We start from the raw sequence: 14,326 nt of genomic DNA, 5'->3' as shown, positions 1-14,326 counted from the left end.
ACTCTCACACCGCAATCGGGGGCAAGCCCCCTCCCACATTTGCCCGAGAGGGTCTCAGGATGTGTGACAATGCCCACCACTTTGAGCCAACACCAGAATCAACATGACCGCCCCCAGCACACCTAAACCCCCGCGCAAGAAGCCTAAATCCGCCGCCCCGGCCAAACCCGTGGCACCGCGCAAAGAGGCAACCCTGCACCCGCGCAACCGCCACACAGGCCGTTACGACTTCCAGGCGCTGATCAAGACCACGCCGGAACTGGCGCAATTTGTGATCATCAACCCGTACGGCAAAGAGAGCATCGACTTTGCCAGCCCGGACGCAGTGCGGGTGTTCAACCGGGCGCTGTTGAAGGCGTTCTATGGCATCCAGCATTGGGACATTCCGGCGGACTACCTGTGCCCGCCGGTGCCGGGGCGCGCCGATTACGTGCACTTCCTGGCCGACCTGCTGGCCAGCGTCAACGACGGCAAGATCCCGCGCGGTTCAATCGTCAAGGTGCTGGACATCGGCATGGGCGCCAACTGCGTCTACCCGTTGATTGGGTATATGGAGTACCGCTGGAACTTCCTCGGCTCCGAAGTCGACCCTATTGCGGTGTCCGCCGCCAAGGCCATCGTACAGTCCAATGACCTGAGCAAAGTTATCCAACTGCGTCAGCAACCCAACCCCAAGCAGATCCTGCTGGGCCTGCTGGAGCCGGGCGAACGCTTTGACCTGACCATGTGCAACCCGCCGTTCCACGCGTCCATGGAAGAGGCTACCAAAGGCAGCGAGCGTAAGTGGCGCGCCCTGGGCAAGGCCGACCCCAAGCGCAAGTTGCCGGTCCTGAACTTCGGTGGCCAGTCGGCGGAGCTGTGGTGTGAGGGCGGCGAAGCGCGCTTCGTCACGCAACTTATCGCCGAAAGTGCGCACTTTGCCCACAAGGTGCTGTGGTTCAGCACCCTGGTGTCAAAAGCGTCGAACTTGCCCGCGATACAGACAGCCCTCAAAAAAGCCGGCGTCCTTGAGAGCCAGGTAGTGGAAATGTCCCAGGGCCAGAAGCAAAGCCGCTTCGTGGCCTGGACCTTCCAGACCAAGAACGAGCAGCAGATCTGGCGTCAGCGCTGGGTGCGCGACTGAACCAGTGGCGAGGGCGCTTGCTCCCTCGCCCCGGCTGAACCGCCACTGCAGTCAAATCGCAGGCAACAAAAAACCGTGCCCGGATTGCTCCGGAGCACGGTTTTTTTTGCTGCGTCTTACTTGTTAACAGCGTCGGTCAGGCCTTTGGCCACAACCAGCTTGATAACTTTCTTGGCAGCGATTTCGATGGCAGCGCCAGTCGAAGGGTTACGGCCAGTACGGGCTGGACGCTCAGTCACTTTCAGTTTGCCAACGCCTGGCAGAGTGATTTCGCCGCCGTTTTCCAGCTGATCAGCAACAACTTGGCTCAGTTGGTCCAGCAGAGCGCGCACGGTAGTTTTCGGTGCGTCTACTGCTTCAGCCAGGTCAGCGATCAGTTGGTCTTTAGTAATAGCCATTGTGGTGTTCCTTCCCTATCAAATTCATATGGATTGCAGAGTGCAGTGTCAGCCGTCGAGCCTGACCGTCAAGGCCTGGCACCCCCGGCCATAACCACGGGATCGGGGTTATAGATGCTTGAAACGGGGATTGGTTCGACCTGACAGATGCTGAATGCACGCTTAACGCCGAGTCTTGGCGTAAGACGGGGCAAAACTAGCACAGAGACGGGGAAATATCCGCCTCAACATACCCATTTGGTCAGCTTTATCGCTCTAAACCGTGAAAAAAAGGCATATAGCCCGTGGGAGGTCGCCCAAAACAGCCTTCCAAGCGCGTCATGGCCAATGGGTGCGGTACACTGGCGACTTTTTGGGGAGGCTTACCGCTCCCCTTCAACCAGCCGAGAAGCCTATGCCGATCCGTCACTGCATCGTCCACCTGATCGACAAAAAACCCGACGGCACACCCGCAGTTCTGCATGCGCGCGATTCGGAGCTTGCCGAGTCGGCCGCCATCGAGAACATGCTTGCCGACCTCAACGAGAGCTACAACGCCAAACAAGGCAAGGCCTGGGGTTTCTTCCACGCCGAGTCCGGCGCGCACCCGTTCAGCGGCTGGTTGAAGGAATATTTCGACGGCAGTCAGGATTTCACCCGTTTCAGCCGCACGGCGGTCGAGCACCTGCAAAAGCTGATGGAGGAGTCCAACCTGTCCACCGGCGGCCACGTGTTGTTTGCCCACTACCAGCAAGGCATGACCGACTACCTGGCGATCGCCCTGCTGCACCACAGCGAAGGCGTGGCGGTGACCGATGAGCTGGACGTGACCCCCTCGCGCCACCTGGACCTGGGCCAACTGCACCTGGCGGCGCGAATCAACGTGTCCGAGTGGCAGAACAACAAGCAATCCAAGCAGTACATCTCGTTTATCAAGGGCAAAAACGGCAAGAAGGTCTCGGAATACTTCCGCGACTTTATCGGCTGCCAGGAAGGCGTCGACGGCCCGGGCGAAACCCGTACCCTGCTCAAGGCGTTCAGCGACTTTGTCGAGAGCGAAGACCTGCCCGACGAATCTGCCCGCGAAAAGACCAAAACCCTGGTGGACTACGCCAGCAGCCAGGCCAAACTCGGCGAGCCCATGGGCCTGGAAGAACTTTCGGGATTGATCGATGAAGATCGGCCGAAAGCGTTCTACGACCATATCCGCAACAAGGATTACGGCCTGTCGCCGGAAATTCCGGCAGACAAACGCACTCTCAACCAGTTCCGCCGCTTCACCGGTCGCGCCGAAGGCTTGTCCATCAGTTTTGAAGCGCACCTGTTGGGCGACAAGATCGAGTACGACGAAGCCGCCGGCACTTTGATCATCAAAGGCCTGCCGACCCAACTGACTGACCAGCTCAAGCGCCGTAACTGATGCTCGGCGGGGTCTTCAAGAAAGTCCTGTTGGTGTTGCTGGTCGTGGTGGTGATCCAGAACTGGGGCAAGATCGAGCGGCTGTTCAACCCCTCGCAGGTGGTTTCAGAGCAAGTGCGCACATCGGCGCGTGTCGTGCTCTATTCCACCGAGTGGTGTGGCTACTGCAAGCAGATCCGACGTTTTCTGGACCAGAAAGGCATTCCGTACCAGGCGCTGGACATTGAGAAGGATGCCCAGGCGCGCACAACCTATGAGGCATTGGGCGGTGGCGGGATTCCGTTTGTGGACGTGAACGGCACGCTGATTCGCGAGTTCAACCCTGAAGCGATCATGGCCGCGTTGAAATAGCTGATCTGCAAAACACTGCAGAACTAATGTGGGGACGGGCTTGCTCGCGAAAGCGGAGTGTCAGTTGTTACCTGTATTGACTGATCCACCGCCTTCGCGAGCAAGCCCGCTCCCACATTTTGCTCTGCGCCAGCCTGAGTTAGAAGTTGGCTTCCAGCGACACCATCGCCGTGCGCTCTTCCCCCACGTTGTAAAACGCCGTACTTGGCGCCAGGCCGTTAACCGGTACCGAGTTGAACGCCACAGTGCGCGCCGAGCTCAGGTATTCCTTGTCGAATACGTTGAGCATCGAAAACCGCAGGGTCGCCGACTTGATGACTTTCTTGTCTACCGGCAAGTAAATACCGGCGTTCAGGTCAAACACGGTGCGGCCTTCAATTTTTTCCTTGTTGGTCAAATCGCCATAAAAACTGCCGACGTATTTGCCTGCCGCGTTGGCGTAGAAACGCGAGTCGTCATAACCGAACACCAGGTTGAACATGTTTTCCGGCACGTTGGCCAATTGCTTGCCCGAGGTCGGCAACAGCACATTCTTGCTGAGCAAATCGTCTTGCTGCTCGGACTTTGTGTAGGTGTACGAGGCGTAGTAGTTGAAGTTATGCGGCAACAAACCGCTCCACTCCAGTTCCAGGCCTTTGTTATCCACGCTGCCGACGTTGAGCACCATGTAGTCGCCGGCAGAGTCGGTGGTCGACACCTGGCGATCCTTGAAGCTGATGTAGAACAGAGTCGCGCTCAACGCCATGTCATCTTCGGTGTAGCGCCAGCCCAGTTCCTGGTTCCAGCTCAACTCAGACTTGAGGCTGACCGAGTCGCCCTTGTTGTACAGCACGTAGTTGGGCGGCGTGCGCATGTTGCGGGTGACGTTGTAGAAGGTCTGGTTGCTTTCGTCGACCTGGTACTTGGCGCTGAAACTCGGCAGGAACTGGTGATAACGGGTGTTACGTTTTTCTGGCTTGTCGTACAGGCTGCCCAAGTTGTTACCGTCACGCTCGACGTATTGGTATGCCACGCCTCCGACAAAACTCAGGTCCGGCGTGGCCTGCCAGCTGTCCTGCACCCAGAGTTTCTGCGACGGGGTGACGGTGTAATAGTGGCGGCCCTGGACTGTCGCGCCGTTCTTGTCGACGACCTGCCCGCCGCTGTTGTAATCGCCCCACACATCATCGGGCGCGCCTTCGCGGTTGATGCCGATAAACGGCTGGGTCTGGCGCTGGCGTGCGCGTTCATACCAGTAGCCATAGTCCAGGCTGTGTTCTTCGTTGATGTCCCATTTCATTTTCGCGGTGACGCCAGGGCGCCAGGTTTCGGTCCACGATGGCCGGTAATAGTTGGCCGATTGCAGGTTGCTCAGGTTGTAGTTGCCGGCTTTATCAGACTTCGGCCCCAGGTTCGATGCGGTCTGGCCGCTGAAGCTGCCACCGTTGGCCCAGTAGTAATAGGGTGTGACCGTCAGCGCCAGGTTGTCCTGCAACTGCCAGCGCTGGGTGAGCGTGGCGTTGACGCTTTCGAACGGGTTGCGATTGAGCTTGTAGGACGACGACAGCAAGCCCGACTTGTACACCGGCGTTTGCGAGTAGTCCTTGCGGCGTCCGTCAGTCTCGAACTGCGACTTGCTCAAGGTGTTGTAGTTGTAGTTTTCCTGGTTGTTGTACTTCACTGTCGCCAGGGTCGAGTTGCCATTGCCGTCTTCGAACAGGCTGCTCCACTCGACTTTGTCACTGCGCAGCGTGCCTTTGCCGCGCCACTTGTCACCCTCCAGGTGAGAGGCCGACACCCAGCTCTTGAGGCCGCCAAAATCGCCCGTGTTCACCCGCACGAACGTCTTGCGCAGGTCATTGGCACCGACGATCTGTTTGGCGAACAGCCCGGACTCTTTGGTCGGGCGAATCGTGATCATGCCGATGTTGCCGCCACTGGAGCCGATATGCGGGCCATCCGCCTCGGAGGAGCCCTGGGTGGCAAATACTTCGGCGAGGTTTTCCGGGTCGCCGAGTTGGTTTGAATACACGCTGTAGTTGCCCGAGTCGTTAATCGGCACGCCGTCGACGGACACCCCGACCTGGTCCGAGCTCATGCCCCGCATGGTGAAGTTGGTGCCGCTGGTGCCGCTGGCGTCGTCGCTGGATACGTTGATGCCCGGCGTGTATTTAAGCTTGTCGATGGCGTTGGCGGTCGCGGACATTTCGTCCATGGCTTCCTTGGTTACCGTCGACCGCGCCTTGGCACTTTCTTCGCGAATCATGTGCCCATTGCCCAGGGTTTGTTTGCCGGCAACATTCACCGAACCGACATCCTGAGTGGTGTCTGCCAAAACCAGCGGCGCAAAGCTACCTAGGCCCGATGCTAAAAGCAGGGCAGAGAGTGTGTTGATCGTCACGAGTAGATCCCTTACGTGCATCTATCTGTTGTTATGGAGGGAGGTACTGGCTGTCAGAACCGGGTGAACGGCGACGCCAATCTTCCTGACCACCTGCTCAGGAATCCGAGGATCATCCTCGGCCCGTGTAACGGTTTGGTGACAAGTTTTGGCAATTGGGATGAAGGTTAAATGAACGATCTACAGGCACCGGGATACCTGACCTACAGCGCCCTGTAAAAAACCGGCAAGAGAAATTTTTTGAAAAAATCGTCACGCTGAAAGTGACGATCGAAGCATTCGTGTCTAGCGCAATACAATCATGCGACCCAGCACAGCGTGTTGTTCAAAACCCAGAACGGCCTGCAAGGCACTCAAAACTGCCAACGGATCCTTGCTTGGGAAACTGCCACTGACGCGCCTGGCGCCCATCTCGTCGTTGAGCAGAAGGATCCGGCCCGGGTAGTAACGGCCAAGGTCCCTGACCACATCCGCCAACGGCACCTTGTAGTAGTTGAGCCAGCCATCGCGCCATGCCAGACGTGATTCGCTGTCGACCGCGTGCAGGGTATCGGCCACACCGTCGGCGTAGGCCACTTGCTGGCCTGCCGTAAGAATTTGCTGTTGGCCCTGGCGTGACGGTGTGACACCCACGCGGCCGGACAGCACCGTCACCTGAGCGCCGGCCGGTTGCAGGCGCACTTCAAACTGCGTGCCGAGCACTCGCGCTTCGCCACTGCCAGCCGCCACCACAAAGGGCTGGCCGGTGTGGGTCACGCTGAAAAACCCCGCCCCGCGGCGCAACTGAATGTGGCGCTCGCCGTGGCTGAAGTCGACGGCAATGGCGCTGTCGGCATCCAGAGTGACTTGGGATTGATCGGCCAGGGTCACGGTCTGCACCTGCCCCGGCGCCGTCACGTAATCAGCACCGAAGTCATCGACCCAGCGCGACGGCTGCCAGCCGGCGCCCATCGACACCATCACCAGCAGGCACGCGGCCGCGGCCAGGGCGCCGGACCAACGCACCGCACGCGAGCGCTTCGGGGGGTTCATCGCGTTGAGGTAGCCCTGCAAGGCCAAGGCCTCTTCGTCCGCCAGTTTGCGTGCCGGCACCTCGCTCAATTCCCACAACACCTGGGCCTGAGCATAGGCCTCGACATGCGCGGGGTCGGCACGCAACCAGCGGCTGAACGTGGCCTGGTCACCGCTGCTGGGCTGGTCATGCAACAAGCTCAACCATTCGAGTGCGGCCTGCTCCTGGGCGGGCGTGGGGGTGACGTTCACGGTGCTTTCCCTGGCGTGCGTGGGGACGAGGGTTCGCGAAGGCTGGCTTTGCAGGCTTCGAGGGCACGCATCATATGTTTTTCCACGGCACTTTGGGACAGCCCCATGGCCTGGGCAATTTGCGCATATTTGCGGCCGTGGATGCGGTTGAGCAGGAAAATCTGCCGAGTGCGCTCCGGCAGGCTGCGCAGGGCGGCTTCTACATGGCGCAGGTCATTGCCCGCTTCAAACGCCGCCTGGGGCTCGGAACCCTGGTTGTCTTGCTGCTCTGGCAACCAGCCCTCACTGCTGCGCACCCGGGCGCCTTCACTGCGCAAGTGATCAATGGCGATGTTGCCGGCGCAGCGCAACAAGTAGGTGCTGAGTTCTTCGACCTGCACCAGCGGCCGGCGCCAGAAGCGCAGGAACAGGTCCTGCACCAGGTCGGCCGCCGTCGCCCGGCAGCCTACGCGTCGGCTGACCAGCGCTTCCATCTGCGAGCGCTGCGACAAAAACACCTGCAGGAAATGCGCACGCCCACCGGCCGCATCGGTGTGCTGGCTGTCCTGGGATTCCGGTGGGGGGCTGATCATCATGGGAAGCTCAGAGTAAGGCAAACGCCGCAACAGGGCTGGCCAGCAGGCCGACGCCCGCCAGAATCAAGGCCAGCCTTGGCCGATATGGCAACAGCAACACCAGCAACAGTGCGCTGAGCATCAAAACGGCGCACCACTCCACCACCCCCTGCGCCCAATTCGAGGCCGCCACGGCCGGCCACATCGACAGCGCCAGCAGCAGCCAACCGGCCACACGCAACGTGAGGCGTCGGGGTGGTGAGGGTTTGCTGTGCAGCAATTCACCGTGATGGCGGTCGGTGGACAGGCACAGCGCGGTAAACCCGGCGTAGCACATCAACAGGGCGAGCAGCATTCAGTTCGCCTCCTGCTTGAGCGTCAGTCCACGTGCGCGTTCGGCCTTGAGCTGCGGCGCCGCGCGGCGCTGCATCTTCCAGGCCGCCCAGGTCAGGAACAGGCCGCTGGCCAGGCACGTCAGGTCGAAACCGGCCATGGCCCAATCACCGCTGGCCAGTGACACGCCCAAGTGCTGCGACGTGGTCAATGCGTTGAGCAGTGGAATGGCCACAAACAGCAAGGCGCCAAGGCTCAGTTGCTCAACCCAGCCCTGGCGGCCTCGCCGCAGCACGGCATGCAACAGGCTCAGGCCCCAGGCAATAAAGAAGGTTTGTACTTCCCAGTCGGACCGCTCGGCGAAGCTCACCGGCAACAACCGGTTGGCCCAGAAAAACGCCGCGATGGCGATCATCAGCCCCGCCATACTGGCCATGTTCAGCACTTCAACCAGCCGCAGTTCAAACGGCATCACAGCAGTTTTGGCGTGCTTGAGCTGGCGCTTGCCGAGCCAAATCACAAGGCCCGTGCCGATCATCGCCGTGCCCGCCAGCCCGCAGATAAAGTACAACCAACGCAGCACCGGGCCGGCGAAATGGCCCATGTGCAAGCCGTAGAAACTGCCGCCAATTGCCGCCGGCAACGACTGTTCACCGCTGACCCGCAACAACTCGCCGGTGGTGCCGTTGAACGACACGCTGCTGCCGAAATCGTGCACCACACGGTCGGCACCTGCGCGGACCACATTGACCGAGGCGTTCACATCGCCAGGGTTGTTGACCACCAAACGACCAACATGCCCACCCGCCCATTGCTGGCGCGCCTGCTCGTACATCGGCCCTAACGGCAGCAATACACCCGGCTGGCCGAGCGCCGGCGCGTTGTTGGTATTGGGGAACACTTCATTGAAAAACGCACGGCTGTCGTCGCCGTAGGAAGCCACGATCGGCGCGGGCATCACCATGCTCATGAAGATCACCAGACTGCTGTAGGTGATCATCAAGTGAAACGGCAGCACCAGCACGCCCACCGCGTTATGCCCGTCGAGCCAGGAGCGCTGGCCTTTGCGTGGGCGGAAGGTGAAGAAGTCCTTGAAGATTTTTTTGTGGGTGATGATGCCGGTGATCAGTGCGACAAACATCACCATCGCGGCGATGGTCGACAGCCAGCGCCCCCACGGGTAAGGCATCTGCAGCTGAAAGTGGAAGCGATAGAAGAACTCGCCGCCCATGCTTTCACGCGCCTGCACGGGCTGACTGGTGACGGGATCGAGGACTTTCTGGATGAAGTTGCCGCGTTTGCCGGGGTCGACTTTGTCTTGCCACATCACCGACAGGCCGGGATCGCGGCTGTCCGGCAGGGTGATAAACCAGCGCGCGGCATTGGGCGCCTGTTGCTGCAGATAGGTTTGGGCGGCGGCGAGGCTACGCGCGTCATCCAACGGATACGCCTGCACTTCGGGCTGCATCCAATGGGTAATTTCGTCCTTGAAATAGGACAAGGTCCCTGTCAGGAAAATCGCAAACAGCAGCCAGCCAAAGATCAGTCCAGCCCAGGTGTGCAACCAGGCCATCGCCTGGCGAAAGCCCTCTTTCATGTGCGCGTCATCCACAAACCGATGCCCGCCAGCGTGGCAAACATCGCACTCGGCAACATCACGCCAAACCAGGCTCGCCCTGCCGTGCGGCAGGCAAAACACCAGATTACCGCCAACAGGTAGAACACAAACGAACTCATCATCCCGGTGATCACCGCGTCGGCGCGGGACGCAGGCATCCACAACGCCAGGCAGACGGCTGCCAGGGACGCCATCAGGTAACCGCCGACCACGGCAGCCAGCACGCGCGAAGTTACGGCGAGGCGATAGACAACGGGAAGTGAGGGTTTGCTTTTCATGCGGGAGGCGCCAGGGTCATCAGCGCGCAATATTAATGATAAATATTCTCATAAGCAAAAGAGAACGGATGAATCACCGGTCCTGGCGGATTGCCGAACCTCGTCACGCGCCCTACAATGCGAACAATTCTTGTTCTCTAAAGCATGCCGATGCTTACGGAGTGATTGCGTTGCAGCCGTCCACCCTCGTTGAAGTTCTGTACAACGACCATCACCACTGGCTTACCGGCTGGTTGCGACGCAAACTCGGCTGCCCGGAAAGCGCGGCCGACCTGGCCCAGGACACCTTCATCCGTGTACTTACCGCGCGGGACGCGCCAACGCTGATCGAACCCCGCGCGTTCCTCACCGCCGTGGCCAAGCGCGTGCTGTTCAACTTCTATCGCCGTCAGGACCTGGAACGCGCCTACCTCGACGCACTGGCGCAGATGCCCGAACACGTAACGCCGTCGGAAGAAGCACGCGCAATCATCCTGCAGACCTTGCTGGAGCTCGACCAACTGCTCGACGGCCTGCCCGTTCAGGTCAAACGCGCCTTCCTGCTGGCCCAGCTCGACGGCCTGACCTACGCGCAAATCGGCGCCGAGCTGGGTATCTCCATCGCCACCGTCAAGCGCCACCTGAATAAAGCCGCCATGCGCTGCTACTTCGCCCTATGAACTTCTCCACGCAAGTCGCCGAACAAGCCGTGCACTGGCTGATGGAAATGCAGCAAGGCGCACTCAACCCGCGCCAGCAAGCGGCCTGGCAGCAATGGCTGGACGCCCACAGCGAACATCAGCGCGCGTGGGACCACATCCAGCGCGTCAACCAACGCCTGCGCGGCATGCCCTCACCCTTGGCGCACGCCGCCTTGAACGCGCCGAAATCCAGCAGCCGGCGCCAGGCCCTCAAACTGCTGCTGATCCTCGGCGCCGGTTCGGCCGCGGCCTGGAGCCTGCGCCAGCAACATATTCTGCCGCCGCTGAGCGCCGACTACCGCAGCCCCGTGGGCCAACGACGCAAGGTGCAGCTGGCCGATGGCAGCCAGTTGCAGCTCAACACCGGCAGCGCTGTGGATGTGCATTTTGACGGCAGTCAACGGTTGGTGCGCTTGCTCGAAGGCGAGATCTTGCTGATCGCACGCCCCGGCGATACGCCGCTGCACGTGCTGACCGGCCAAGGCCTGCTCAGCAGCCAGGCGGCGCGGCTGAACGTGCGTCAGTTCAACGACCACACGCAACTGGCAGTTTTCGATGGCCATGTCGAGGTAATGCCCAACCACTACAGCGGCCTGCCGCTGACCGTCGAGGCCTCGCGCCAAGTCAATTTCACCCGCAAAGGCTGGGACACCCCGCGCCCGACCGACGCCAACAGCGGCGCCTGGGCCGACGGCATGCTGGTGGCCGCGCACATGCGCCTGGACGATTTCCTCGCCGAGTTGGGTCGCTATCGCCGAGGCCAGATCAATTGCGATCCGCAAGTGGCCAACCTGCTGCTGTCCGGCAGTTACCCACTTGATGACAGCGAACGCATCCTCGACCTGTTGGAGGTCAGCCTGCCGGTGAAAGTACGGCGTTTTACCCGCTACTGGGTGACCGTCCAGGCACGCGCGTAAATTATTTTAAAAAATATGAGCCGTTTTCCACACCTCGCGTGACAGAGAAGGAAAGCCACCTTGATCCTACCTTCTCAGGACCGCCCTTCATGCCCCAGCAACCGACGCTTCTTGCCCGCACCTTGCGCCAATTCCTACTGGGCGCCAGCCTGAGTCTTACCGCACTGCCCTCTGTAATGGCCGCGGATGCCAAGCCTTACCACATCGCCCCAGCAACCCTGGAAGCCGCGCTGAACCAATTTGGTCGCGAGGCCGGCGTGCTGATTTCGTTCGGCTCCCAGGTCACAGCGGGTATGCAGAGTCGGGGTTTGTCGGGCAATTACAGCGCCGACGAAGGCTTGCAAAAACTCTTGGAAGGCACCGGCCTGCAAGCGCGCGCCGAGGGCGATAACGCCTACAGCCTGCAACCGGCCAGCGCCCCGGCCACTCTCCAATTGCAAACGTCAAACGTGGTCGGCGACTGGCTCGGCGACGCGGCGCAAACCAACGTGTTCGAACACCCTGGCGCGCGTGATGTGATCCGCCGCGACGAGTTCGAGCGCCAGGGTGCCACCCAGGCACGTGACGTGCTCAACCGCATTCCCGGCGTCAACGCCCCGGAAAACAACGGCACCGGCAGCCACGACATGGCGCTGAACTTCGGCATCCGTGGGCTCAACCCACGCCTCGCCTCGCGCTCCACCGTCTTGATGGATGGCATCCCGGTGCCCTTCGCGCCGTATGGCCAACCGCAGCTGTCCTTTGCCCCAATCAGCATGGGCAACATGGACGCCGTGGACGTGGTACGCGGCGGCGGCGCGGTACGTTACGGCCCGCAGAACGTCGGTGGCATCGTCAACTTCGTGACTCGCGCAATCCCGGACGCCCCCACCGTCAAAGGCGGCTTGCAGACCGAGACCAGCCCGTCCTCCAGCCATGATGGCTTCAAAACCACCGGCAACCTGCTGGCAGGCGGGACGGCTGACAATGGCCTGGGCGGCGCCATTTTGTATTCCGGCACCCGTGGCGGCGACTGGCGCGAAAACAGCAACACGCGCATTGACGACTTGATCCTCAAAGGCAAATACCAGTTGGACGACGCCAACAGCTTCAACGCCATGGCGCAGTACTACGAAGGCCAGGCCGATATGCCCGGTGGTTTGAACGTCAAGGACTACAAGGCCGACCCATATCAGTCCACCCGCCCCTACGACAAATTCTGGGGCCGCCGTACGATGTTCAACGCCGGTTACCGCTACCAGGAAGACCGCCGCGAATTCACCGCCAACACCTTCTTCACCACCACGTTGCGTAATGGCTATCTGGATCAGGGCAACTTCCTTTCGCTGTCGCCGCGCGAGTACTGGGTACGCGGCCTCGAAACCCGCTTCGCCCAAGGCTTCGACCTTGGCCCTACCAGCCACGAAGTGGGCATCGGCTACCGCTACATCAACGAAGCCGGACACGAGTTGCGCTACCGCACGCCGATCAGCGCCAACCAGCAACTGCCCGACACCAACAGCCGCAACGACCGCGACACGCGTGGCGCCACCGAGGCCAACGCGTTTTTCGTCGATGACCGCATCGATATCGGCAAGTGGACCATCACCCCAGGTATCCGCTACGAGATGATCGAGTCCCAGCAGACCAACAACCTGACCAACGTCAAGTACAAGGGCGACTACAACACCGCGCTGCCGGCGTTGAACGTGCTTTACCACCTGACCGAAGACTGGAACCTCTACGCCAACACTGAAGGCTCGTTCGGCAGCGTGCAGTACAGCCAGATGCCGAACCGCGTGACCAGCGGCGAAGTGAAACCGGAAAAAGCCCGCACCTGGGAACTCGGCACGCGTTATGACAACGGCACCCTGCGTGCGGAAATCGGCGCGTTCCTGATCAACTTCGACAACCAGTACGACAGCAACCAGACCAACGACTCGGTGATCGCCCGCGGCGAAACGCGCCATCAAGGCATCGAGTCGAGCCTCAACTACGCCCTCGACGGGCTAAGCCCGGCGCTGGCCGGTTTTGACGTGTATGCCACCTACGCCTACGTCGACGCGACCATCCGCGAAGACGGCCCGAACAAGGGTAATCGCGTACCCTTCTCCTCCAAGCACAAAGGCACCGTGGGCGTCGGTTACACCGAAGGTCGCTGGAAACTCAATCTGGACAGCAGCTACCAGAGCAGCCAGTTCGCCGACAACGCCAACACCCAGGCGGAAAGTGCCGACGGCAGTACCGGACGCATCCCAGGCTACATGCTGTTCAGCAGCCGCGCGGCGTACGACTTCGGCCCACAGCTGTCGGATTTGAACGTGGCAGTCGGTGTGAAAAATATCCTCAACAAGCAGTACTACACCCGCTCGTTCGACGATAACAACAAAGGCAAATACGTCGGTGAGCCGCGCACGGTGTATGTGCAGACGTCCATCGCGTTCTGATTGCCTGAGTCATAAAAGCACCGGCCAAGGACTGGGATCTTACAAACGATGCAAACCCCTGCGGGAGCTGTCGAGCCCCGGCGAGGCTGCGAAGGCGGCGGTACTGGCGATATACAAGGTGCCTGACCCACCGCTTTCGCAGCCTCGCTAAAGCTCGACAGCTCCCACAGGGATCGGGTTTGTCAGTCAAACCTCGGCTCACAAAAGCATCGCGACAAGTACAAATATCGCCCGCAATACAGATCAACTGTGGGAGCTGTCGAGCCCCGGCGAGGCTGCGAAGGCGGCGGTACAGGTGCTATCCAAGGTGCCTGACCCACCGCTTTCGCAGCCTCGCTAAAGCTCGACAGCTCCCACAGGGGATTGGTTTTTGTCAGTCAAACCTCGGTTCACAAAAGCATCTCGCACGTACAAATATCGCCCGCAATCGAGATCAACTGTGGGAGCTGTCGAGCCCCGGCGAGGCTGCGAAGGCGGCGGTACAGGTGCTATCCAAGGTGCCTGACCCACCGCTTTCGCAGCCTCGCTAAAGCTCGACAGCTCCCACAGGGGATCGGGTTTGTCAGTCAAACCCCGGCTCATAAAAGCATCGCGACGCATACACATC

Annotated in this window: 13 protein-coding genes; 6 read left to right on the top strand and 7 right to left on the bottom strand. The window is 60.6% G+C overall.

The features are described 5' to 3' along the window. Window positions 1-103 precede the first annotated feature (103 nt). Window positions 104-1,123 (top strand): 23S rRNA (adenine(1618)-N(6))-methyltransferase RlmF, encoded by a 1,020-nt coding sequence (gene rlmF / locus AACV02_RS06870; RefSeq protein WP_119738524.1) that lies wholly within the window; start codon window positions 104-106, stop codon window positions 1,121-1,123. 116 nt (window positions 1,124-1,239) lie between these two features. Here rlmF and AACV02_RS06865 read toward each other — a convergent pair whose 3' ends face one another. Further along, window positions 1,240-1,521 carry an HU family DNA-binding protein gene (locus AACV02_RS06865; RefSeq protein WP_003188840.1) on the bottom strand — a complete coding sequence of 94 codons (282 nt, stop codon included), beginning with the start codon at window positions 1,519-1,521 and terminating at the stop codon, window positions 1,240-1,242. A gap of 394 nt (window positions 1,522-1,915) precedes the next feature. On the opposite strand from AACV02_RS06865, the gene yejK reads away from it, so the two are divergent. Next, on the top strand, window positions 1,916-2,920 hold the full coding sequence (gene yejK / locus AACV02_RS06860; RefSeq protein WP_106579474.1) for a nucleoid-associated protein YejK: 1,005 nt from the start codon (window positions 1,916-1,918) through the stop codon (window positions 2,918-2,920). Further along, window positions 2,920-3,270: a glutaredoxin family protein gene (locus AACV02_RS06855; protein WP_119738521.1), complete on the top strand. Its 351-nt coding sequence runs from the start codon at window positions 2,920-2,922 to the stop codon at window positions 3,268-3,270. Before yejK ends, AACV02_RS06855 begins: the two co-directional genes overlap by 1 nt. 139 nt (window positions 3,271-3,409) lie before the next feature. Here the strand turns inward: AACV02_RS06855 and AACV02_RS06850 are convergent, their stop codons facing one another. From AACV02_RS06850 to AACV02_RS06825, 6 genes are all read right to left on the bottom strand, one after another. Continuing rightward, window positions 3,410-5,650, bottom strand: coding sequence for a TonB-dependent receptor (locus AACV02_RS06850; protein ID WP_106579476.1), 2,241 nt, complete (start codon window positions 5,648-5,650; stop codon window positions 3,410-3,412). Window positions 5,651-5,935: 285 nt separating this feature from the next. Next, window positions 5,936-6,913 (bottom strand): FecR family protein, encoded by a 978-nt coding sequence (locus AACV02_RS06845; protein ID WP_119738519.1) that lies wholly within the window; start codon window positions 6,911-6,913, stop codon window positions 5,936-5,938. Next, on the bottom strand, window positions 6,910-7,488 hold the full coding sequence (locus AACV02_RS06840) for an RNA polymerase sigma factor (protein WP_119738517.1): 579 nt from the start codon (window positions 7,486-7,488) through the stop codon (window positions 6,910-6,912). Before AACV02_RS06840 ends, AACV02_RS06845 begins: the two co-directional genes overlap by 4 nt. Window positions 7,489-7,495: 7 nt before the next feature. Further along, window positions 7,496-7,822, bottom strand: a complete 327-nt coding sequence (locus tag AACV02_RS06835; RefSeq protein WP_119738515.1) for a DUF3325 domain-containing protein — start codon at window positions 7,820-7,822, stop codon at window positions 7,496-7,498. Beyond that, window positions 7,823-9,397 carry a PepSY-associated TM helix domain-containing protein gene (locus AACV02_RS06830; protein ID WP_119738513.1) on the bottom strand — a complete coding sequence of 525 codons (1,575 nt, stop codon included), beginning with the start codon at window positions 9,395-9,397 and terminating at the stop codon, window positions 7,823-7,825. Beyond that, window positions 9,394-9,696, bottom strand: a complete 303-nt coding sequence (locus AACV02_RS06825) for a DUF3649 domain-containing protein (protein WP_119738511.1) — start codon at window positions 9,694-9,696, stop codon at window positions 9,394-9,396. Before AACV02_RS06825 ends, AACV02_RS06830 begins: the two co-directional genes overlap by 4 nt. A 170-nt stretch (window positions 9,697-9,866) precedes the next feature. On the opposite strand from AACV02_RS06825, the gene AACV02_RS06820 reads away from it, so the two are divergent. From AACV02_RS06820 to fecA, 3 genes are all read left to right on the top strand, one after another. Further along, entirely contained in the window at window positions 9,867-10,355 is a 489-nt protein-coding gene (locus AACV02_RS06820; RefSeq protein WP_119738509.1) for a sigma-70 family RNA polymerase sigma factor, read from the top strand. Further along, complete coding sequence (locus AACV02_RS06815; RefSeq protein ID WP_119738506.1) at window positions 10,352-11,293, top strand: FecR domain-containing protein; 942 nt, start codon at window positions 10,352-10,354, stop codon at window positions 11,291-11,293. Before AACV02_RS06820 ends, AACV02_RS06815 begins: the two co-directional genes overlap by 4 nt. Before the next feature lie 89 nt (window positions 11,294-11,382). Then, a complete protein-coding gene (fecA, locus tag AACV02_RS06810) occupies window positions 11,383-13,719 on the top strand; it encodes a TonB-dependent Fe(3+) dicitrate receptor FecA (RefSeq protein WP_119738504.1) in 2,337 nt (778 codons plus the stop codon). The last annotated feature ends 607 nt before the right edge of the window (window positions 13,720-14,326 follow it).

This window comes from Pseudomonas sp. Larv2_ips, assembly GCF_963879675.1.
Lineage (GTDB): Bacteria > Pseudomonadota > Gammaproteobacteria > Pseudomonadales > Pseudomonadaceae > Aquipseudomonas.
This window is presented reverse-complemented; position numbering and strand designations above follow the sequence as displayed.